Origin of the sequence: Streptomyces sp. NPDC006435 (assembly GCF_040612315.1) — a bacterium.
Lineage (GTDB): Bacteria > Actinomycetota > Actinomycetes > Streptomycetales > Streptomycetaceae > Streptomyces.
On sequence record NZ_JBEXPY010000004.1, the window covers coordinates 73,824 to 94,448 of the forward strand.

16 protein-coding genes, 1 tRNA gene and 1 riboswitch are annotated in these 20,625 nt (G+C 71.5%); of the genes, 3 read left to right on the top strand and 14 right to left on the bottom strand.

Annotation, left to right across the window (positions count from 1 at the left end; translation table 11 throughout):
- Nucleotides 1-525 precede the first annotated feature (525 nt).
- Nucleotides 526-1,359: a hypothetical protein gene (locus ABZZ04_RS06350; RefSeq protein WP_356931269.1), complete on the top strand. Its 834-nt coding sequence runs from the start codon at nucleotides 526-528 to the stop codon at nucleotides 1,357-1,359.
- Between the two features lie 219 nt (nucleotides 1,360-1,578).
- On the opposite strand, the gene ABZZ04_RS06355 is transcribed toward ABZZ04_RS06350, so the two are convergent.
- The 6 genes from ABZZ04_RS06355 to ABZZ04_RS06380 all read right to left on the bottom strand — a co-directional run bounded on the left by ABZZ04_RS06355 (nucleotide 1,579) and on the right by ABZZ04_RS06380 (nucleotide 6,861).
- Nucleotides 1,579-1,896, bottom strand: coding sequence for a hypothetical protein (locus ABZZ04_RS06355; protein WP_356931028.1), 318 nt, complete (start codon nucleotides 1,894-1,896; stop codon nucleotides 1,579-1,581).
- Between the two features lie 185 nt (nucleotides 1,897-2,081).
- On the bottom strand, nucleotides 2,082-2,969 hold the full coding sequence (locus tag ABZZ04_RS06360) for a Bax inhibitor-1/YccA family protein (RefSeq protein ID WP_356931029.1): 888 nt from the start codon (nucleotides 2,967-2,969) through the stop codon (nucleotides 2,082-2,084).
- Between the two features lie 218 nt (nucleotides 2,970-3,187).
- Complete coding sequence (locus ABZZ04_RS06365) at nucleotides 3,188-3,529, bottom strand: metalloregulator ArsR/SmtB family transcription factor (protein WP_356931030.1); 342 nt, start codon at nucleotides 3,527-3,529, stop codon at nucleotides 3,188-3,190.
- A 215-nt stretch (nucleotides 3,530-3,744) separates the two neighbouring features.
- Nucleotides 3,745-4,173 (bottom strand): ATP-binding protein, encoded by a 429-nt coding sequence (locus ABZZ04_RS06370; protein WP_356931031.1) that lies wholly within the window; start codon nucleotides 4,171-4,173, stop codon nucleotides 3,745-3,747.
- Between the two features lie 230 nt (nucleotides 4,174-4,403).
- Nucleotides 4,404-6,494 (bottom strand): SpoIIE family protein phosphatase, encoded by a 2,091-nt coding sequence (locus tag ABZZ04_RS06375; RefSeq protein WP_356931032.1) that lies wholly within the window; start codon nucleotides 6,492-6,494, stop codon nucleotides 4,404-4,406.
- Between the two features lie 281 nt (nucleotides 6,495-6,775).
- Nucleotides 6,776-6,861 (bottom strand) — tRNA-Leu (locus tag ABZZ04_RS06380).
- 456 nt (nucleotides 6,862-7,317) lie between these two features.
- Between ABZZ04_RS06380 and ABZZ04_RS06385 the strand changes: the two genes are divergently transcribed.
- The gene (locus ABZZ04_RS06385) at nucleotides 7,318-8,088 is read left to right on the top strand and encodes an ABC transporter ATP-binding protein (RefSeq protein WP_356931033.1); all 771 of its coding nucleotides are present in this window, start codon (nucleotides 7,318-7,320) and stop codon (nucleotides 8,086-8,088) included.
- 55 nt (nucleotides 8,089-8,143) lie between these two features.
- Entirely contained in the window at nucleotides 8,144-10,672 is a 2,529-nt protein-coding gene (locus ABZZ04_RS06390) for an ABC transporter permease (protein ID WP_356931034.1), read from the top strand.
- A gap of 168 nt (nucleotides 10,673-10,840) precedes the next feature.
- On the opposite strand, the gene ABZZ04_RS06395 is transcribed toward ABZZ04_RS06390, so the two are convergent.
- The 8 genes from ABZZ04_RS06395 to ABZZ04_RS06430 form a co-directional block, all read right to left on the bottom strand.
- Nucleotides 10,841-12,145, bottom strand: coding sequence for a cyclopropane-fatty-acyl-phospholipid synthase family protein (locus ABZZ04_RS06395; protein WP_356931035.1), 1,305 nt, complete (start codon nucleotides 12,143-12,145; stop codon nucleotides 10,841-10,843).
- Nucleotides 12,146-12,466: 321 nt separating this feature from the next.
- A complete protein-coding gene (locus tag ABZZ04_RS06400) occupies nucleotides 12,467-13,852 on the bottom strand; it encodes an NAD(P)/FAD-dependent oxidoreductase (protein WP_356931036.1) in 1,386 nt (461 codons plus the stop codon).
- A gap of 480 nt (nucleotides 13,853-14,332) precedes the next feature.
- Nucleotides 14,333-15,274, bottom strand: coding sequence for a Ppx/GppA phosphatase family protein (locus ABZZ04_RS06405; protein WP_356931037.1), 942 nt, complete (start codon nucleotides 15,272-15,274; stop codon nucleotides 14,333-14,335).
- Nucleotides 15,275-15,443: 169 nt separating this feature from the next.
- A complete protein-coding gene (locus tag ABZZ04_RS06410; protein ID WP_283851962.1) occupies nucleotides 15,444-15,977 on the bottom strand; it encodes a DUF501 domain-containing protein in 534 nt (177 codons plus the stop codon).
- A gap of 59 nt (nucleotides 15,978-16,036) precedes the next feature.
- Nucleotides 16,037-16,516, bottom strand: coding sequence for a septum formation initiator family protein (locus ABZZ04_RS06415; RefSeq protein WP_356931038.1), 480 nt, complete (start codon nucleotides 16,514-16,516; stop codon nucleotides 16,037-16,039).
- 153 nt (nucleotides 16,517-16,669) lie between these two features.
- The gene (gene eno, locus ABZZ04_RS06420) at nucleotides 16,670-17,956 is read right to left on the bottom strand and encodes a phosphopyruvate hydratase (RefSeq protein WP_356931039.1); all 1,287 of its coding nucleotides are present in this window, start codon (nucleotides 17,954-17,956) and stop codon (nucleotides 16,670-16,672) included.
- Nucleotides 17,957-18,313: 357 nt separating this feature from the next.
- The gene (locus ABZZ04_RS06425; RefSeq protein WP_356931040.1) at nucleotides 18,314-19,084 is read right to left on the bottom strand and encodes a transglycosylase family protein; all 771 of its coding nucleotides are present in this window, start codon (nucleotides 19,082-19,084) and stop codon (nucleotides 18,314-18,316) included.
- Nucleotides 19,085-19,087: 3 nt separating this feature from the next.
- A riboswitch (cyclic di-AMP (ydaO/yuaA leader) is annotated at nucleotides 19,088-19,259 on the bottom strand.
- 311 nt (nucleotides 19,260-19,570) lie between these two features.
- Nucleotides 19,571-20,590 carry a transglycosylase family protein gene (locus ABZZ04_RS06430; RefSeq protein WP_356931041.1) on the bottom strand — a complete coding sequence of 340 codons (1,020 nt, stop codon included), beginning with the start codon at nucleotides 20,588-20,590 and terminating at the stop codon, nucleotides 19,571-19,573.
- Between the last annotated feature and the right edge of the window lie 35 nt (nucleotides 20,591-20,625).

The following is a 20,625-nucleotide window of genomic DNA, read 5'->3' on the forward strand; positions in this document are numbered from 1 at the left end:
TGAGGTGCAGCGGAGGGTAGGGGTCGCCCGAGGAACGAGGGCGGCACCTGCCCGCAGCGGAAACGAAGCGAACGCGACCGACGAACACGCGCGGCTGAGCTGAGGTGCAGCGGAGGGTAGGGGTCGCCCGAGGAACGAGGGCGGCACCTGCCCGCAGCGGAAACGAAGCGAACGCGACCGACGAACACGCGCGGCCGAGTCGGCCGGGTGTCGGGCCCGCCTTTAGTGGGCCCGACACCCGGCCGCCGCCGGAGGGCATGGCTTTCGGCCGATCTCCGGACCCCGAAGTGGCTGTTTCCGAGCCCCGACCGTGACCGAATCTCCCCCAGGATGTGACCTATCTCCTGGGGGAGAGCCATTCCCGCAGGTCACACCCACACCGGGGTTAAACCCCGGGCCCAAAGACCTGTCCAATTCGTGACGTAATGCACTGACACAGGGCGCAGGTAGGGGACAAGCTGAGGTAGGAAGTCGGGGGATCGATTGAAACCGGGAGTATGTGTGAGCGCCATGCCTCTTGCCCTGTTGCTGACCACCGCCGCCGCCACGGCCGTGGGCGCTGCTGCTCTGCACGCTGCTCACGGGCTGCGCAAGCAGGTCTCGGCCCTCCGTACGGAGCTGGCCGCAGCCCGCGTCCACGGCACCGTCGTGCCCGCGCAGAACCGCGGTGACATCGCCACCCCCGTCGCCGAAATACGCGCGGCCGTCGCCGAGGCGCTCGCCGAGGAGCGCGAGCGCGAACTCGCCGAGGCCCGCGCCTTCTGGGCCTCCCAGGAGGCCCGTGACGCCGCCGACGCCCCGTCCCTGCTGGGCGGCCCGGCCGGAACGGGCGAGGAGGGGCCGTTCTTCATGCCCCGTCAGGCGGACTTCGCGGGGCTGGACGCGATGGATCTCGACGCCACCGAGGCCCTGGAGGAGCTGGCGGAGCTGACCGGGCTCTCGGACATGACGGAGCTGACCGGGGCCACGGAGTTCGCCGAGGACTCCCCCGAGCTGGCCGCGGCCCGCCGCCGCCACCCCTCGCACCCCGACTTCGTACCGGTGCAGACCCCCGTCGTCACCGATCACGAGCGCACCGTCAACCGCCTGGAGGAGCTCGCCGACAGCCGTACGGAGCTCGCCGACGTGCGCCCCGGCCCGCTCGGCACCCTCGACGTCTACGTCTTCGCCGACGGCACCACGCTCTGCATGACCCCGGGGCACCGCGAGACGGCCGAGCGGTTGTCCGAATCCCTGCTGGCGGGTGAGCACCCGGTTCTGCTGGGTGGTTCCGGCGTCTCCGGCGCGTACGCGCTGACGTTCTCCTGCGGCAAGGAGAACGTCTACATCCTCGCCGACCGCGTCATCGCCTCGTTCTGACCGACGACCGGCCGACCGGTCGACGGCCGGACCGGCACCACGGCACACGGGCGGAACGGCTCTCGCCGGTCACCGCCCCGGTCGGTCCCCGGCCCCGCCCCCACGGTCATCCGGCTTCCGGCTCCCGGCTCCCGGCTCCCGGCTCCCGGCTCCCGGCTCCCGGCTCCCGGCTCCCGGCTCCCGGCTCCCGGCTCCCGGCTTCCGGCTTCCGGCTTCCGGCTAGGCGAATGCCCGCTCAGCCGCTTCCGTGACGAATCGCACGGCCTCGTCGAGCTCTGCCGACGAGGCCGTTTCCAGTGCCACCGCCAGATCGCGCCCCGCCACGGCGAGCTGGTCGCCGATCGCGAAGACCCCCGCGTCCGGCATGGTCCGGGGCTCCCGGTCCGGCGCCTCGATCCGCTGGGCCCGCAGCGCCAGCTCCCTGGCCGCGGCGAGCGCCTCGGCGGCGGCTCCGCGCTGGAGACGGCTCTGCGGGGCGGCGCGCAGCCGGTCGGCGAAGCGGTCCACGGCGGTGATCAGCGGGGTCGTATCGAGCACCCCGCGACCCTACGCGCCCCGGCCGGGTGGCCGCCAACAGGACGCCGGCCGGACGCATCAGGCCCGCCCCGCCCCCACCCGCACGCACGCCCGCACCGGCGGGCACGGAAAAACGGGAACGGCCCGCAGGCACAGTGCCTGCGGGCCGTTCCCGTCGTACGGGTGCTGCTGCGGTGCGGCAACGATCAGTCGTCGCCACTCAGGATGGAGATCAGACGCAGCATCTCCAGGTAGATCCACACCAGGGTCATGGTGAGGCCGAAGGCGGCCAGCCAGGACTCCTCGCGCGGGGCGCCGAACGCGATGCCGTCCTCGACCTGCTTGAAGTCCAGCGCCAGGAAGCAGGCGCCGAGGATGATCCCGATGACACCGAAGAGGATGCCGAGGCCACCGCTGCGGAAGCCGAGGCCGTCACCGCCGCTGAAGACGGAGAACAGCAGGTTGACCACCATCAGGAGCATGAAGCCCATGGCGGCGGCCATCACGAAGCCGTAGAAGCGGCGGGTCACGCGGATCCAGCGCATCTTGTACGCGATGAGCACACCGGCGAAGACGCACATGGTGCCCATCACCGCCTGCACCACGACGCCCGGTCCGATGTACGTGCTGACCGCGCTGGAGATCACTCCGAGGAAGACGCCCTCGAAGGCCGCGTACGAGACGATCAGCGCCGGGACCGGCTTGCTCTTGAAGGACTGGACGAGCGACAGGACGAACGCCACCAGTGCGGCGCCGATCGCGATGCCGTACGACTTGCCGAGGTTGGCCGCGTCGACCGGCAGCAGGAGCCAGGCGAGGGCGGCGCCGAGCACCACGGTGCCGAGCGTGATCCCGGTCCGGGTGACGACGTCGTCGATCGTCATCGCGCCGGGGCGCGTCGGCGCCTGCGGGGCGCCGTACTGGGCGTCCGGCTGGGCGTAGGGGTTGGTGGCGTACGGGTTCGCGGCGGCGCCCTGCGCGTACGGGTTGGTGCCCGCTGCGGGGGCCCCGGCCTGCGGCGCCGCGTTGAAGCCCGCGTATCCGTTGTCGCGGCTGAAGCCCCGTCGCGAGAAGACCGGGTTGCTGCTCCTCATCTCACTCCTCCATGGCCACCCTGCGTGGCCTTCCCACAAGAGTAATGGGTAGGCAAAAGAATCAGACTAGTGCTTGGGGAGGATCTTTACGGAAACGATGAACGGGCCGTCCCCCGTGGATCCGGGCCCCGGGGCCCGGATCCACGGGGGACGGCCCGTCGCTTTCCGACGGGCGCCCCGAGCAGGATGTGGTCCGTGTTCGAGTGGACGGCCCTCCCCTAGCGGCGGTCCGGTTCGGCCGCGCGCAGGTCGGCCAGCAGCTCGGCCTGACCGGCGAGGACCCCCGACAGGATGGTCCTGGCGACCCTCAGCAGCTCCGCCACCTGCGCGTTGGCCAGCGAGTAGTACACGCCCGAGCCCTCCCGGCGCGTGACCACCAGGTTCGCCCGCCGCAGCACGGCCAGCTGCTGCGAGAGGTGGGCCGGCTCGACGCCGATCTCGGACAGCATCTCGGACACCGCGTGCTCCCGCTCGCTGAGGAGCTCCAGCACCCGGATCCGCACGGGGTGGCCGAGCGTCTTGAAGAACTCGGCCTTCAGTTGGTACAGCGGCGCACTCATCGCAGCGGCCTCGCGCACTCGGCCCCGGCCGGCCGGCCGGTCCGCCGTGGTCGTACGTGTCCCGTGCATCGCGTCCACCCAAAACTCTTCGCCATGGGGCCATCCTCGCGCGCCCGCTCCGATGCGCGGGCCTCGTGAATTGCCGACATTAACAATTCGTAATGTTCTGGTGGCAGGTGCGGGAGGGGCGGCCGGGCGGCGGCCGCGCTCCGTCCTCACCGCAGGGGCACGGTGATCCAGATGCTCTTGCCCAGTCCGTCCGCGTCGTCGCGCACGACGGCCGTGCCCCCGAGGGCCATGGTGAGTTCGGTGACCGTGGCCAGGCCGCCGCCGGCCGCGCCGACGGCCGGTGCGTGCAGGGCGGGCCGGTACGGGTGGCGGTCGTGGACGCCGAACGCGAACGTGTCCGGGCCCGCCGCGTAGAGCACGGTCACGTTCGGGGACAGCACGGCCGCGTGCCGGACGCTGTTGGTGACCAGCTCGCTGAGGATCAGCAGGGTCGGGCCGACGCTGGGGTGGTTCAGGCCGATGCCCCACTCGACCAGCACCTGTTCGGTGGTCTCGCGCGCCGTGCGGACGGCGGCGCCCATCGTGGGCAGGGTCAGCACGTGGCGCAGGGGCAGGGCTTCGAGCCGCTCGGTCATGAGCCGGACACCCGCCGGGGGCCGGGCGCCCATCGGGAGAACTCGGCCTTCGCCTGGTACAGCGGAACCGGCACGACCACGGACCCCCTTCGGCCCCGGGGTTCCGGGACGTCGCTGGACACCGGCACGCCCGCGGACAGTTGCAGACACACCGAACACAGCATGTAATTAATTGCATAATTTTGCAATTCGCTCATACCGGGGCCCGTGTCCGGCGCGGTCCGGGCCGCTCAGTCCCGGTCGGGGGTGAGCTGTGCGATGAGCAGGGCGACGTCGTCGTCGTGGCCGGGGTGGCGCAGCACGGTCAGCACCCGGTCGCAGGCCGCCTCCAGGGAGGCGTGGGGTTCGGCGAGCAGGCGCAGCAGGGAGCCCAGGCGGGCGTCGATGGGCTCGTCACGGGTCTCCACCAGCCCGTCGGTGTAGAGGACGAGGCTGTCCCCGGCCCGCAGGTCCAGGGCCGCGGTGCGGAAGGGGACGCCGCCGACGCCCAGCGGCGCCCCGGTGGGCAGGTCCAGCAGTCGGGGGGCGCTGCCGGGCCGGAGCAGGACGGGCGGCGGGTGGCCGGCCAGCGCGACGCGGTACGTGTGGCGGTGCGGGTCGATGACGGCGTAGACGCAGGTGGCGGTCGTCTCGTGCAGGTCGGCGGTGACGCGGTCCAGGTGGTGCAGCACCTCGGCGGGGGCGAGTTCGAGTCCGGCGAGGGCGCGGGTGGCGGTGCGCAGCTGTCCCATCGTGGCGGCGGCGTTGATCCCGTGGCCCATCACGTCGCCGACGACGAGGGCCGTGCGGCCCTGCGGGAGGGGGATGGCGTCGAACCAGTCGCCGCCGATCCCGCTGTCCGCCTCCGCCGGCTGGTACCGGTAGGCGATCCGCAGACCGGACGGCTGCGGGGGCCGGTGCGGGAGCAGATGGCGCTGGAGGGTCAGGGCGGTGCCGTGCACGTGCTGGTACCAGCGGGCGTTGTCGATGCACACGGCGGCGCGGGAGGCCAGCTCGCAGGTCATCGCGACGTCCTCGTCGTCGAACGGCCGCGGGTCGCGGGTGCGTACGAGGTCGAGCACGCCGAGGACCTGGCCGCGGGCGATCAGCGGCACGGCCAGGTAGGAGTGCACGCCCGCCTCCTTCATCAGGTCGACGGCCTTCTCGTCGCGGGCGATGCGGTGCAGGTCCCGGTCGGTGACCTCGGCCACGAGGACCGGGCGGCCGGTGGTCACGCAGCGGGTGACCAGGCGCTCCGCCGCGTAGAGGGCGGTCTCCCCGGGCGGGTCGGCGGCGAGCGTGCCGGGGCTCTCGTGGCCGGCGGCCACGGCCAGGGCCCGGAAGGCGTGCGGGCCCCGGTCGAGCGGGGCGGCCGGCTCGGAGGCGGTCAGGACCGAGTCGAGTACGTCGACCGCCGCGATGTCGGCCAGCTCGTCCACGACCACCTCCGCCAGTTCGCGGGCGGTGAGCTCCAGGTCCAGGGCGGTGCCGACCCGCTCGGAGGCGCGGGCGATGACCGCCAGCCGCCGCCGGGCCTCGGCGGCCTCGATGGACGCCCGGTGCTGCTCGGTCACGTCCGAGATGATCATCGTGACGCCGATCAGCCGCCCTCTGGTGTCCTCCAGCCGGTAGCACGAGATCGACCAGGCGCTCTCGTGGCCGGGGTCGGCGGGGGAACGGCCGGTCATGAACCGGTCGCGCACGGAGACGCCGGTGGCCAGCACCCGGCGCATGGCGGACTCGATCCCGTCGCAGTCCAGGAACGGCAGCAGTTCGCGGGGGCCGCGGCCCAGGTGTTCGGCGGCCGGCCGCCCGGTGATCCGTTCCAGCGCCGGGTTGACCAGCAGGAGGCGCAGCTCGGGGTCCAGCACGGCCAGTCCGAAGGGCGACTGCGCCACCAGCCGGGCGTGGAGCGCCAGATCGCGCTCCACGCCGCGCAGCGTGGCCTCCTCGCAGACGATCCCCAGCGCGTACGCGTCGCCGTGCTCGTCCAGCAGCCGCATGTTGCGGAACTCCAGCCGACGGGTGGAGCCGTCCTTGTGCCGTACGGGGAAGACCCCGGCCCAGCTGCCCTTCCCCGCCATGACGGCCGCGAACAGTTCCACGACCCGGCCCACGTGCTCCTCCGCGACCATCAGCGCGGCCGCGTACTGCCCCAGCGCCTCCTCGGCGCTCCAGCCGAACAGGTCCTGGGCCTGTGGGCTCCACAGCACGATCCGCCCGTCGGCGCCGAGCACCACCGCGGCCACACTCAGCGCGTCCAGCAGACTGCCCGGGGCCGACTGGGCGTCCCACTCCGCCTCCGCCCCGGTCTCCGCCCGCCACGCATCCGACGCAACCATCGAACGGACCTCCTTGCCCGCACCGGGGACCGTCCGGAGCGGGGCGGCTCCGCGCCTCGCCCGTCCCGCGCAGCCGTCCTCCCATGTTCCCCCCGCGTCCCCGCCCCGGCAGCTCAGCCACCGCACGGCGGAAGCGGTGGCGAGGACGAAGCAGTGGCGGGGACGGGCGCGCTCCGCGGGTTTCACGCGCCGCCGACCGGGCACGCGCCGTACGAGGGGATTCCCGTCGCCGGTCCATGAGTGCCGGGGCGGGGATGCGGCCGCCCGCGCCATGTGCGTAGTGGTGCCCGGAACCGGACTCGAACCGGTACGCCCCCGAGGGGCAGCGAGGTTTAAGCTCGCCGTGTCTGCATTCCACCATCCGGGCCTGGCGCGCGGCTCCGCGTTGGCACATGACCCTAGCCGGGGACTTCCCCCGAACAGCGGATCAGTGGCGCGATGTTGTCTTATTTTATTGATCGTTTGAGGGGGCGTCAGCACTCGTCGAACGACATCGCCACATGCCTGGGCGGGGTAGCGGGCACACCGGGCATGATTCCGGATTGACGTAAAGTCGCCGCACCCGGACGGCGCATCCGCCGGGGCGGCCCGAGGACCGGGGGAAAACCGGGCGGAGGACCGGTCGCGTGGTCCCCGGGACGGGTGGCCTCGGGGTCGGTGTCATACCGCAGGAGGAGGCCGCGGGCACCCCGGTGCGACTCAAGACGGCCCCAGGAACGGGCACGGGGACTGACGTCCGGCGGCGGACCGGCGGTGACGATGGAAGGGTTCCGATCCACCCCCGGACGATGCCTCGGCCGGAGCCCCGAACCAGGAGATTCCCGTGACCACCGTTTCCACCGCACCCCGCGCCACCACGGTGGCCGCCCGCGCCACGGATCTGTCGAAGGTCTACGGAGAGGGCGAGACCCGGGTGACCGCCCTGGACGGGGTCACCGTGGACTTCCCCCGGGGCGAGTTCACCGCGATCATGGGCCCGTCCGGCTCCGGCAAGTCCACGCTGATGCACTGCGTGGCCGGCCTGGACAGCTTCAGCAGCGGTTCGGTGCGGATCGGCGACACGGAGCTGGGCTCCCTCAAGGACAAGCAGCTCACCCAGCTCCGCCGGGACAAGATCGGCTTCATCTTCCAGGCGTTCAACCTGCTCCCCACGCTGACGGCGTACGAGAACATCACGCTCCCCATGGACATCGCGGGCCGCAAGCCCGACGCCGAGTGGGTGCGCCGCGTCATCGACATGGTGGGGCTCTCCGACCGGCTGACCCACCGGCCCACCGAGCTCTCCGGCGGACAGCAGCAGCGCGTCGCGGTGGCCCGCGCCCTGGCCTCGCAGCCGGAGATCATCTTCGGTGACGAGCCGACCGGGAACCTGGACTCCCGCTCCGGCGCCGAGGTCCTCGGCTTCCTGCGCAACTCGGTGCGCGAGCTGGGACAGACCGTGGTGATGGTGACCCACGACCCCGCCGCCGCCTCCTACGCGGACCGGGTCATCTTCCTCGCGGACGGCCGGATCGTCGACCAGATGCTGCACCCCACCGCGGACGGGGTCCTCGACCGGATGAAGGCGTTCGACGCCAAGGGCCGCACCAGCTGAACCCCGCCCTCCCCCGCGCCCTTCAGAGCCCCTTCCCATCCCAGGACTGACAGACATGTTCCGTACCGCCCTGCGCAATGTGCTCGCGCACAAGGCCAGGCTGCTGATGACCGTCCTCGCCGTGATGCTCGGCGTGGCCTTCGTCTCCGGCACCCTGGTCTTCACCGACACCCTCGGCAACGCCCTTCGCAACCAGTCGGCCAAGAGCTACGACGACGTCGCCGTCGCCGTCACCACCTACGCCGACCAGCAGGACGAGAAGGTCGCCGGCATCACCGCCGCCACCCTGGAGAAGATCCAGCGCCTGGACGGCGTCGACACCGCCACCGGCCGGGTCTCCGGCTTCGCCGGGGTCGCCGACCCCGACGGCAAGCTGATAGGCAACGGCTGGTCGAACACCGGCGGGAACTACTCCCCCGGCAAGGACGGCAAGGACCACGCGTACACCTTCGTCCAGGGCACGGGCCCGGCCTCGGCCGACCGGATCGCGCTCGACAAGGAGACCGCGAAGAAGGGCGAGTACCAGGTCGGTGACCGGGTCCGGGTCGCCACGAACGGCCCGGTGAAGGAGTACGTCCTCTCCGGCGTCTTCACCACCGAGGACGGCGCGGTCAACGCCGGCGGCAGCCTGGTGCTCTTCGACACCGAGGTCGCCCAGAAGCTGTACCTGAAGCCCGGCGTGTTCCGGGAGGCCACCGTGTCCGCCGCTTCCGGCGCCTCCGCCGACGAGCTGCTGTCCGCGGTGAAGCCGCTGCTGCCCAAGGACGCCGAGGCCAAGACCGGCCAGGACCTCGCGGACCAGCAGGCCGAGGACATCGAGAGCGGTCTGAGCACCATCAACACCATGCTGCTCGCCTTCGCCGGCATCGCCCTGTTCGTCGGCATCTTCCTGATCGCCAACACCTTCACGATGCTGGTGGCCCAGCGCACCAAGGAGCTGGCCCTGATGCGCGCCGTCGGCGCCTCCCGCCGCCAGGTCAAGCGCTCGGTGCTCATCGAGGCCGCCGTGGTCGGCGCGATCGCCTCGGTCATCGGCTTCGCCCTCGGTCTCGGCCTCGCCACCGCGCTGCGCTCCATGATGGGCATGTTCGGCGGGAAGATCCCGGCCGGTCCGCTGATCGTCTCGCCCACCGCGATCGGCTCCGCCTTCGCCGTCGGCGTCCTGATCACCGTGCTGGCCGCCTGGCTGCCCGCCCGCCGGGCCGCCAAGATCCCGCCGGTCGCGGCGATGAGCAGCGTGCACGCGACGGCCACCGTCAAGTCCCTGGTGCTGCGCAACTCGATCGGCGCGGTGCTCACCCTGCTGGGCTCGGCGGGGATCGTGGCGGGCGCCGTGAAGTCCGGTTCGGCCGGACGGACCCTCATCGCCGCGGGTGCCTTCCTCGCGCTGATCGGTGTCATCGTGCTGATCCCGCTGCTGTCGCGGCCGGTGATCGCACTGGTCCGTCCGCTGCTGAAGCGGCTGTTCGGGGTCTCCGGCAAGCTGGCCGCGCAGAACGCGGTGCGCAACCCGCGCCGTACCGGCGCCACCGCCTCCGCGCTGGCGATCGGCCTCACCCTGGTCACCGGCATCTCGGTGCTCGGCGTCACACTCGGCCAGGCGGTCGACCGGATGACCACGGACAACGTCCGGGCCGACTACATGGTGACGATGGCGAGCGGCGACGCGCTCGACAAGTCGGCGCTCGCCGCCCTGGAGAAGACCAAGGGCGCCTCGGCGGTCTCGCCGCAGCAGGCCGCCTCGATCGAGGTCGAGGGCGAGTACCACTCCGCGTCCGCCGTCACCCCCGGTGCCGTGCAGCAGGTCTTCGCGATCGAGGCCGTCTCCGGTTCGCTCGACTCGCTCGGCAGGGGCGAGATCGCCGTCGACGAGAAGACCGCGAAGTCCAACGGCTGGAAGACCGGCGACACCCTGCCGGTGAAGTTCGAGGACGAGAAGAAGGGCGAGCTGAAGGTCGGCGCCGTCTACAAGGGGAACGAGTTCCTCTCCCCGGTCCTGCTCCCGAGGGACATCGCCGACCGGCACGGCAGCCTGGCCAACATCCGGGAGGTCTGGCTGAAGATGGACGGCGGCGCGACCGAGGCCAACGAGCAGGCCGTGGTGGACGCGCTGGGCGACAACCCGGCCATGAGCATCATGGACCGTCAGGACATCCGCGACATGTTCGGCGGCTCGGTCAACCTCGCGATGAACATCATGTACGGGCTGCTGGCGATGGCCCTGATCATCGCGGTGCTCGGGGTCATCAACACCCTGGCGATGTCGGTCTTCGAGCGTCAGCAGGAGATCGGCATGCTGCGGGCCATCGGCCTGGACCGGCGCAGGGTGAAGCGCATGATCCGGCTGGAGGCCGTGGTCATCTCGCTCTTCGGCGCGGTGATCGGTGTGGCGCTCGGCATGTTCCTCGGCTGGGCCATCGGGCAGACCCTGTCGTCGGACATCCCGGAGTACGCGCTGGTCATCCCGTGGGACCGGATCGCGGTCTTCCTGGTGCTGGCGGGTGCCGTGGGCGTGCTGGCCGCGCTCTGGCCGGCCCGCAGCGCCGCGAAGCTGAACATGCTGACGGCGATCAAGACCGAATAGCCGTCGGGGGCCCGCACACGGCCGGGGGCCGGTACGCGCAGCACGGTGCTGCGCGTACCGGCCCCCGTTCCGTCATGAGGCCCCCTGCCCCTGCCGCGAGGGGCACCGGGCCCCGCTCCGTCGTGGGCCCCCTGCCCCTACTACGAGGGACCCCGTTCCGTCGTGGTGTCAGCCGGTCGCGGACGCCGTCCAGTCACGGGCCCGCAGCGGCATGCGGGAGGACCCGCCCTCCGCCGGACGCACCACGAGGATCTGGTTGACGCCGATCTTGTTGTGCTCGAAGGAGAGCGCGGAGGCGGCCATGTAGAGGCGCCAGACCCTGGCCCGCCCGTACGAGGTCATCCGGACCGCGCGGTCCCACTGCTTCTCCAGGTTGGCGACCCACCGGCGCAGGGTCAGGGCGTAGTGCTCGCGGATCGACTCCACGTCACGGGCCTCGAAACCGGCCTCCTCAAGGGCCGTCACGGTCCGTCCGACCGGGGCCAGTTCGCCGTCCGGGAAGACATAGGCGTCGATGAAGTCGTCCACGTGGTACGCGGACTCGTTCCGCTCCGGGCGGCGGGCGATCTGGTGGTTGAGGAGCCGGCCGCCGGGCTTGAGGAGTGCGTAGAGGTCGTCGGCGTACTCGCGGAAGCGGACCGCTCCGACGTGCTCGGCCATGCCGATGGACGAGACGGCGTCGTACGGGCCGTCCCTGACGTCCCGGTAGTCCTGGACCCGGATCTCCACCCGGTCGGCCAGACCCTCCTCCGCGACGCGTTTCCTGGCGTAGGCGGCCTGTTCGGCGGAGAGCGTCACCCCGGTGACCCTGGCGCCGTACTCGCGGGCCGCGTGGATGGCCATCGAGCCCCAGCCGCAGCCGACGTCCAGGAGGCGGTCCCCCTCCTTCAGCGCGAGCTTGCGGCAGACCAGGTCCAGCTTGTCGCGCTGGGCGCCCTCCAGGTCGCCGCCGTCCTCCCAGTAGGCGCAGGAGTAGACCATGGACGGACCGAGGACCAGTTCGTAGAAGTCGTTGCCCACGTCGTAGTGGTGGCTGATGGCCTCCTTGTCGCGGCGCCTGGTGTGCAGGGCGCCGACGCGGCGGCGCACCTCCTCGGGCGGCGGGGGCGGCGGGAGCCAGGGACCGGCCAGTCGCAGCAGCCCCTTGGCGAAGGCCCGGACCCGGGGGTCGCGGGCCGGGTGGACCCGCTCCCCGGCGCCGTCGGGGCGTTCCCAGATCAGTGCGGCCAGGAGGTCCAGGGTCTCGTAGAGGTCGCCCTCGATGTCGATCTCGCCCGCCACCCAGGCGCGGGCCAGGCCCAGTTCGCCCGGCTTCCAGAGCAGCCTGCGCAGCGCGCGGCGCCTGCGGACGACGAGCACGGGTGCACCGGGCGGTCCTGATTCGCTGCCGTCCCAGGCCCGGATCCGGACCGGCAGCCTTTCTCCCAGCAACTCCTCGACGAGAGCGGTCAGCCGCAGCGCGGCGTCTGCCATGGCACACACCTCCGTGGTGGTGTTCCCGATGTGCCCGGGCACGCCCGGGCATGCCGCGGCCGCGCCGGGCACCGGTGGCACCGCGGCGAGCCGCATACCCGTCAACAGTCGGCGAAGCATGCCCCATCCCGCTACCGCGCAATGGAAGGGCAAAATAGCTGCCCTTTGCACGCATCCGCCGCTGCGGCGACCACCGGGGCCCCGTGCCGCGCCTCGCGGCACGGGGCCGGATACGCCGAAGGGGCCGTCCGCACCACGGATGGCGGACGGCCCCTTCGGGGTCGCGCGTGTGCTTCGCGGACGAGTGGGTCCGCGATCGGGCTAGGAGGCCTTGGCCTTCTCGCCCTCGGCCTTGGCGGCGGCCGGTGCCGGAGTCGGCTTGGCCGCCTCGTAGAACTCCTCGCGCGGCGTCTCCATGGCGCCGAGCGAGACGACCTCGCGCTTGAGGAACATGCCGAGCGTCCAGTCGGCGAAGACCCGGATCTTGCGGTTCCAGGTCGGCATCGCCATGCCGTGGTAACCACGGTGCATGTACCAGGCGAGACGGCCCTTGAGCTTGATCTTCATCTTGCCCATGACGATCATCGCGACGCCCTTGTGCAGCCCCAGACCGGCGACGGCACCCTTGTTGGCGTGGCTGTACTCGCCCTGCGGGAAGCCGCGCATCCCGGAGATGACGTTGTCGCCGAGGACCTTGGCCTGACGCAGCGCGTGCTGGGCGTTGGGCGGGCACCAGGCGTTGGGGTTGCCGGCCCGGCGTCCGACCATGTCCGGGACCTGGGCGTTGTCGCCCGCGGCCCACACGTAGTCGAGGCCGTTGACCTGGAGCTTCTCGTTGCAGTCCACGTGGCCGCGGGGGCCGAGCGGCAGACCGAAGCGGGCCAGCGCCGGGTTCGGCTTCACGCCGGCCGTCCACACGATGGTGTTGGAGTCGACCTCCAGGCCGTTCTTCAGAACGACGTGGCCGTCGACGCAGGAGTCCATGGAGGTCGAGAGGAAGACCTCGACGCCACGGGACTCCAGGTGCTCCCGGCCCCAGGTGCCCAGCTTCGGGCCGACCTCGGGAAGGATCTTGTCGGCGGCGTCGACGAGGATGAAGCGCATGTCCTCGCGCTTCACGTTCGTGTAGTACTTCGCCGCGTCGCGGGCCATGTCCTCGACCTCGCCGATGGTCTCCGCGCCGGCGAAGCCGCCGCCCACGAAGACGAACGTCAGCGCCTTGCGGCGGACGTCCTCATCGGTCGTCGAGTCGGCCTTGTCCAGCTGCTCGAGAACGTGGTTGCGCAGGCCGATGGCCTCCTCGATGCCCTTCATGCCGATGCCCTGCTCGGCAAGGCCGGGGATCGGGAAGGTGCGGGAGACCGCGCCCATCGCGATGACCAGGTAGTCGAAGGGCAGCTCGTAGGCCTCGCCGACGAGCGGCGCGACCGTGGCGACCTTGCGGTCCTGATCGATGGTCGTGACACGACCGGTGAGTACCTCAGCCTTGGGCAGCACGCGTCGCAGCGGGACGACGACATGCCGAGGCGAGATGCTGCCGGCGGCAGCTTCGGGGAGGAAGGGCTGGTACGTCATGTACGACCGCGGGTCGACGACCGTGACGGTCGCCTCTCCGTATCGCATCTTCTTCAGAATGCGACGAGCTGCGTACAGGCCTACGTACCCACCGCCTACTACGAGGATCCTGGGACGCTCCGTGGTGCTCATGCCATCGAGTATCCACCCCCCTCCGGGGGAGCCCTCGTGAGCCCCTTCACAAGGTATGGGCGACCCTCTGCTACACTTCGCCGCCCGCGTGACCCAGGTCATGGGACCTCGGGGGAACCACGAGGCGGTCACGAACGTTGTTCACCGCTTGTGAGCTGGCCCTTGGCCCCGAACGAGGGGCTGATCGCCGCTTCGGAACGCGTCCGGGAAACGCTCCGGGAGCGCTCCCCGGACGGCGCGGAACGCACCCCTCCGGCACTTCGGACGTCCGTACGGACCGGAACCGCCCTCCGAAGGGCCGAATTCCTTGTGAAGAAGTTCACGAACTTCGTCGCGCCAGGCCGTCCGAACCCCTCCAGAGCCACCCGACGGAGGCTCAGAAGTGCAGACGGAAGAGCGTCCGGGCACCGCCCCGGCCCTGCGCCCCGCCCCGGCCCCGACGCCCCCGCCGGCCCGGTGTCCCCGACCGGTCGGGCGCCCCTACGCGATCGACCAGCCGATGCCGTCGAGGATGTCGTGCTCGCTGACGACGACCTCCTCGGCCCCGGTCCGCTTCATCACGGCGAGCAGGATCAGCGCCCCGGCGGCGATCACGTCGACGCGTCCCGGGTGCATCGCGCCGATCGCGGCCCGTTCGGCGTGGGTGGAGGCGAGGAGCCGGGAGGTGATCCCCTGCACCTGGTCGAAGGAGATCCGGGAGTGGTGGATCGCCTCCGAGTCGTACTCCTCCAGCCCCTGGGCGATCGCGGCGACCGTGGTGACCGTCCCGGCGAGGCCGACGAGGGTGGCGGTCCCGGCGAGCGGGACGCTCTCCTCGGCGAGGTCGAGGGCGGCCTCGATGTCGGCCCGGATCGCGTCGATCCGGCCGGCGGACGGCGGGTCGGTCACGACGCCGTCCCGCACCAGGTGACGTTCGGTCATCCGGACGCAGCCGATGTCCACGGAGCGCGCGGCCCGGACGTGGTCGTCGCCCACGACGAACTCGGTGGAGCCGCCGCCGATGTCCACGACGAGGTACGGCTTCGCCAGGTGGTCGTGGTCCGCGAGTTCCCTGGTGGCGCCGGTGAAGGAGAACTCCGCCTCCTGGTCGCCGCTGATCACCTCGGGGTCGACGCCCAGGATCTCCCGCACGCCGCGGACGAACTCGTCCCGGTTCTCCGCGTCGCGGGAGGCCGAGGTGGCCACGAAGCGGATCCGCTGCGCGCCGTGCTCCTCGATCACCGCCGCGTACCGGCGGCAGGCGGCGAACGTCCGCTCCAGGGCCTCGGGGGCGAGCCGCCCGGTGCGGTCGACGCCCTGGCCGAGACGGACGATCTCCATCCGGCGGTCGAGCTCGACGAGTTCACCGGTGGCCGGGTCGGCGTCGGCGACGAGCAGACGGATGGAGTTGGTACCGCAGTCGATGGCGGCCACGCGGGTCATGAAGTACTCCCAGATCGAGCCCCTCCGAGGAACGGAGACGGAGGAGCGAACCAAGCCCCTCCGGCATCCGAGGGGCGGATCGGCCCCTCCGGCGGCCGAGGAGCACATGCAAGCCCCTCCGGCGATTGAGGAGCGGGGGTCCGGGGGCGGAGCCCCCCGGAAGGAACCGTCAGCCCTCGTCCGGCTCGCCGCACGGCGAGACGCACGGCCCCTTGCGCCACCACTCCGGCAGCATCGCGATCGCCTCGTCGCCCAGCGGGTTCACCCCCGGCCCCGCGGCCAGCGAGTGCCCGACCAGGACGTGCAGGCACTTCACGCGGTCCGGCATGCCGCCCGCGCTCGGGAAGCCCTCCAGCACCTCGATGGCGTCGCGCCGGGCGATGTAGTCCTCGTGGGCGGCCCGGTAGGCGGCGGCCAGCTCGGGGTCGGTGGCGAGGCGCTCGGTCATCTCCTTCATGACCCCGTTCGCCTCCAGCGTGCCGATCGCGGACGCGGCGCGCGGGCACGTCAGGTAGTACGTCGTCGGGAACGGCGTGCCGTCCTCCAGCCGGGGCTGCGTCTCGACCACGTCGGGGTTGCCGCACGGGCAGCGGTGCGCGATCGCGCGCAGGCCGCGCGGCGGCCGGCCCAGCTGCTGCTGGAACGCGGCGATGTCCGCCTCGGTGGGCGCGGTGGGCTCGGTCTGGGGAGGGGGCGTTTCCATGCCTGCCTAGGTTCTGGTCGGGCTGCTCGAACTGCGGTTCTGCAGATGGGTGGAGAGGGTCAGTCGCGGTCGGCGCCGTCGGCGGTGTCGATGCCGTCCCAGAGGTTGGAGTGCCACGGCCGGCCGGACTCGCCCGCCCTGCCGTTGCGCTCCTCGACCGCGTCGGGGTCGATCACCGTGTAACCGGTCTCCCCGGGAAGAAGGTAGTGCAGATGCGTACGGGCCAGCTGCCTGATGTACGCGTCGTCCTGGAGGCGCGCCTTCTCGTCGCGCAGCTCCTCGGTACGGGTCCGCGCCTCCTCGGCCAGTCGCTCCTGTTCGGCGATCTCGTCCCGCTGCGAGACGTAGCTGCGCATCGGGTACGCGAGCGCGACCACCAGGGAGCAGACGACGAGGGCGAGGAACGCCGCCCGGCCGGTGAGCCGTGAGCGGCGGGCCTGGCGGCGGCTCTGGGACCGGTAGACGCGGGCGGCGGTCTGCTCGCCGAGCAGCCGCAGCCGGGTCGCGGTGGAGAACCGGTCCCGGTCCTTCGCGGCCATTTCTCCGCCTCCCCAATACGCACCCGATACGCACGTCCGTCCCCGCACACGGTACGGGACCGAGTGCGGGGACGGACGGACGCCATGGCCCGTACTCGCGGCGGGGCGGTCGGCGCCGTTCCCGGCGCACGCCCCGGTCCGCGGGACGGGGAACTAGTTGGCGGAACGGAACCGGGGGAACGCCGAGCGGCCCGCGTACACCGCGGCGTCGTCGAGGATCTCCTCGATGCGCAGCAGCTGGTTGTACTTGGCGACGCGCTCGGAACGGGCCGGGGCGCCGGTCTTGATCTGACCGCAGTTGGTGGCGACGGCGAGGTCGGCGATGGTGACGTCCTCGGTCTCGCCGGAGCGGTGCGACATCATGCACTTGAAGCCGTTGCGCTGGGCCAGCTCCACGGCGTCCAGGGTCTCGGTCAGCGAACCGATCTGGTTGACCTTGACGAGCAGGGCGTTGGCGGAGCCCTCCTCGATGCCGCGGGCCAGGCGCTCCGGGTTGGTGACGAACAGGTCGTCGCCGACGAGCTGGACCTTGGAGCCGAGCTTGTCGGTGATGACCTTCCAGCCGGCCCAGTCGTCCTCGTACAGCGGGTCCTCGATGGAGACCAGCGGGTACGCGGAGACGAGCTCCTCGTAGTACTCGGTCATCTCGGCGGCCGAGCGGGACTTGCCCTCGAACTCGTACTTGCCGTCCTTGTAGAACTCGGACGCGGCGACGTCGAGCGCGAGCGCGATGTCCTTGCCCGGGACGTAGCCGGCTTCCTTGACGGCTTCCAGGATGAGGTCGAGGGCGGCGCGGTTCGAGTCCAGGTTCGGCGCGAAGCCGCCCTCGTCACCGAGGCCGGTCGACAGGCCCTTGGCCTTCAGGACCTTCTTCAGCGTGTGGTAGACCTCGGCACCCCAGCGCAGGGCCTCGGAGAAGGACTCCGCGCCGATCGGGGCGATCATGAACTCCTGGATGTCCACGTTGGAGTCGGCGTGCGAACCGCCGTTGAGGATGTTCATCATCGGAACGGGCAGCAGGTGCGCGTTCGGGCCGCCCAGGTAGCGGAACAGCGGCAGGTCCGAGGCCTCGGACGCGGCGTGGGCGACGGCCAGCGAGACGCCGAGGATGGCGTTGGCGCCGAGCGAGCCCTTGTTCTCCGTGGCGTCCAGGTCGAACATCGCCTGGTCGATCAGCCGCTGCTCGGTGGCGTCGTAGCCGACGAGCTCCGGGCCGATCTGCTCGATCACGGCGAGGACGGCCTTCTCGACGCCCTTGCCCTGGTAGCGGTTGGGGTCACCGTCACGAAGCTCGATGGCCTCGAACGCACCGGTGGAGGCGCCGGACGGGACGGCAGCACGGCCCGTGCTGCCGTCGTCGAGGCCGACCTCGACCTCGACCGTGGGGTTTCCGCGGGAGTCGAGGATTTCCCGGGCTACGACGACGTCGATGGACGGCACGAGGCATCTCCTTCTGGGATATGACGCTGGTTGTGCAGGGTCGCTTTGGCCTTGCGACAAGAGCCTAACCGGCCCGGCCCGATCAGCCCGACGACCGCCCGTCCCCTGGGACGAAAAAGGACCCGGGGGCGGACAATGCGGGATGAAAGACCAGATTTTTACCGGCTGGTAACTACAGGAGTTGAACAGTCCCTCCCCTTTTACGGGCACCCCTCCCCCTTACGGGGAGGAGGACTCCGGCGGCGGGGGCCCGCCCGTGAGGGCCGGGGCCGTCCGCGCGGCGGGAAGGCGGAAACCCCGGCCCGCGCGTACGGAGGGTCGCGCGGGCCGGGGCCGCCGGGGAGGAGAGGGTCCCGGCTACTTCGTCAGGTGCAGCTGCTGACCCGGGTAGATCAGGTCGGCGTTCTCGACGATGTCCTTGTTCAGCTCGAACAGCTTCTGCCAGCCGCCCTCGACGTCCTGGTCGGCGGCGATCTTGCTCAGCGAGTCGCCGGTGACGACCTTGTACTCGCCGTCGCCCTTCTTGACCTTCTTGCCGGTCGGGGTGGTGACGGTCTTCTTGGCCTCGGCCCGCGGGGCGGCGGAGCGCTCGGAGCGGGAGGCGGCGGGGGCCTCGGTGCGCTCCTGCTTCGGCTGGGCCTGGCGGGTCGGCTGCGACTGCTGCTTCGGGGCGGCCGGGGTGCTCTGCTGCTGGGTGGAGCCGGACTTCTCGGTGGAGCCGGAGGAGCCGGTGTCGACGCCCGGGTCGACGCCGTCGTTGGTCAGGCCGCCGGCACCGGCGCAGGCCCAGGCACCCGGGCCCTGCAAGTCGAGGAGGCGCTCGGCGGTGGCGATCTGCTGGGCCTTGGTGGCCAGGTCGGCGCGGGGGGCGTACTGCAGACCACCGGCGGCGGCCCAGCTGGACTGGGAGAACTGCAGGCCACCGTAGTAGCCGTTGCCGGTGTTGATCGACCAGTTGCCACCGGACTCGCACTGGGCGACGGCGTCCCAGGTGGCGACGGAGGCGGCGGAGGCGCTGGTCGCACCCATCAGGGGGGCGGCGACGGCGGCACCGGTGACACCGGCGAGCGTGGCGATGCGGACGGCCTTGGACGGGCGGCGGTGCTTGCCCTTGCTGGAAAACAGCATGGAACTTCTCCTCACCGACGCCTACGAGGTGAGCTGTCGGGTTCGGGCCAAGTGAGTTGCCCGGTCGCACGTCCTAGCACGCGACTTCACCCCAAGCCGGTCCTGATGCGTCCTTCGACGATCGGGGCCGGCGCCTACCTGGGTCCCCCGCTCCTGCCTACGGCGCTTTACGCGTCTGTTCCCTCCGACCGACGGCAGGATTCGGCGTGACGGTCGACGGGGCCCGCGGTGCGAGCGGTTCCGACCGTAAACATACGCAACCCCCACATTCAAAGATGGACACATCGGACAATAAGCCCTTACTTGCATCTGAGGATCTGTTGTTTCCGCAGGTCGGACCCGATGTGCGGGGGTTCCCGGCGCGCGACACGCCAGTTGACGCAAAGAGACCCATGTCTCACTTACGCATAAGTGGACATAGGCCCCTGAACTGCCCCGGTTTCGGGGTCTTTTTCAGCCGGTTGTCAGGCCGCTCTCACTCGGCTCTCACTCGGCCCTCACATCGAGGTCGAGCCGCTGGCCGGGAAGGATGAGGTCCGGGTCGGAGCCGACCTCGGCCCTGTTCGCCTCGTACAGCGCGGCCCACCCACCAGGGACCTTCTGCTCGTCGGCGATGGCCCAGAGGTTGTCACCGGGGCGGACGGTGTACGGGTCGGCGGCGACCGGGGCATCCGTGTCGCGCGCGCCGTCACCGCCGCGGGAGGCGTGACGGCCCGACTCGCGGCCCTCGTCGGCGCCGGCCCCGCGGCCGTTCTCGACGGCCGGGGCGCCGCGATGCTTGCCGCCCTGACCGCTGGACGATTCAGGTGAACCGGACGGGACGGACTTCCCGGGCGTGTCGGCAGGGTCCTCCGTGGAGCCCTCCGCGGAGCCCTCCGCGGGCGGGGTCGTGGGGGTTGTGGACGAGGGATCCGGCGACGGCGTGACCGTCCCCGACGGCTCGTCGGCGCCGCCCGGTCCGGACGAACCGTCCTCGCCGTCCACCGCACCCGCGCCGTCCGTGTCGCCCGTGGCGCCGTCCGACGGGCCGGCCTCGTCGGCCGGGGTCTTCGACGGCTTCCCGGTGGACTTGCCGTCCTGCCCCGGGTCGACGGAGGGCGCGGTCCCCGGGTCGACGCCGGGCAGCGTCCCGTCCGTCGCGAGGCCGGAGATGACCGCACAGCTGGGCCACGCCTGCGGCCCCTGGTCCTCCAGGACCTTCTGGGCCACGGCAATCTGCTGCGCCCGGCTGGCGAGGTCGGCGCGCTCGGCGTACGACTCGCCGCCGTACGCCTTCCAGGTCTCCGGCGAGAGCTGGAGCCCGCCGTAGGAGCCGTTGCCGAAGTCGGCGCTCCATGTGCCGCCGCTCTCGCACTCGGCCACCCGGTCCCAGGTCGTGGCGTCGGCCGCGTGCGCACCGGACGCGCCGAGCAGCGGGATGGCGATGGCGGACCCGGTCACGCCCGCGGCGACGACGATGGCGGGTGCCTGACGGGGGCGACGGTGTTTGCCGTTCGCGGAGCCCATGGGGTTGCCTTCCGTGTAGCTGACGTGTGACTGGT

Excerpts from the sequence above, each read along its gene's own strand:
- ABZZ04_RS06365 (WP_356931030.1), bottom strand. The coding sequence starts at position 3,529 with ATGAGTGCGCCGCTGTACCAACTGAAGGCCGAGTTCTTCAAGACGCTC.
- ABZZ04_RS06430 (WP_356931041.1), bottom strand. The coding sequence starts at position 20,590 with ATGGGCTCCGCGAACGGCAAACACCGTCGCCCCCGTCAGGCACCCGCC.
- ABZZ04_RS06405 (WP_356931037.1), bottom strand. The coding sequence starts at position 15,274 with ATGACCCGCGTGGCCGCCATCGACTGCGGTACCAACTCCATCCGTCTG.
- ABZZ04_RS06375 (WP_356931032.1), bottom strand. The coding sequence starts at position 6,494 with ATGGTTGCGTCGGATGCGTGGCGGGCGGAGACCGGGGCGGAGGCGGAG.
- ABZZ04_RS06410 (WP_283851962.1), bottom strand. The coding sequence starts at position 15,977 with ATGGAAACGCCCCCTCCCCAGACCGAGCCCACCGCGCCCACCGAGGCG.
- ABZZ04_RS06390 (WP_356931034.1), top strand. The coding sequence starts at position 8,144 with ATGTTCCGTACCGCCCTGCGCAATGTGCTCGCGCACAAGGCCAGGCTG.
- ABZZ04_RS06415 (WP_356931038.1), bottom strand. The coding sequence starts at position 16,516 with ATGGCCGCGAAGGACCGGGACCGGTTCTCCACCGCGACCCGGCTGCGG.
- ABZZ04_RS06370 (WP_356931031.1), bottom strand. The coding sequence starts at position 4,173 with ATGACCGAGCGGCTCGAAGCCCTGCCCCTGCGCCACGTGCTGACCCTG.
- ABZZ04_RS06400 (WP_356931036.1), bottom strand. The coding sequence starts at position 13,852 with ATGAGCACCACGGAGCGTCCCAGGATCCTCGTAGTAGGCGGTGGGTAC.
- ABZZ04_RS06360 (WP_356931029.1), bottom strand. The coding sequence starts at position 2,969 with ATGAGGAGCAGCAACCCGGTCTTCTCGCGACGGGGCTTCAGCCGCGAC.
- ABZZ04_RS06395 (WP_356931035.1), bottom strand. The coding sequence starts at position 12,145 with ATGGCAGACGCCGCGCTGCGGCTGACCGCTCTCGTCGAGGAGTTGCTG.
- ABZZ04_RS06425 (WP_356931040.1), bottom strand. The coding sequence starts at position 19,084 with ATGCTGTTTTCCAGCAAGGGCAAGCACCGCCGCCCGTCCAAGGCCGTC.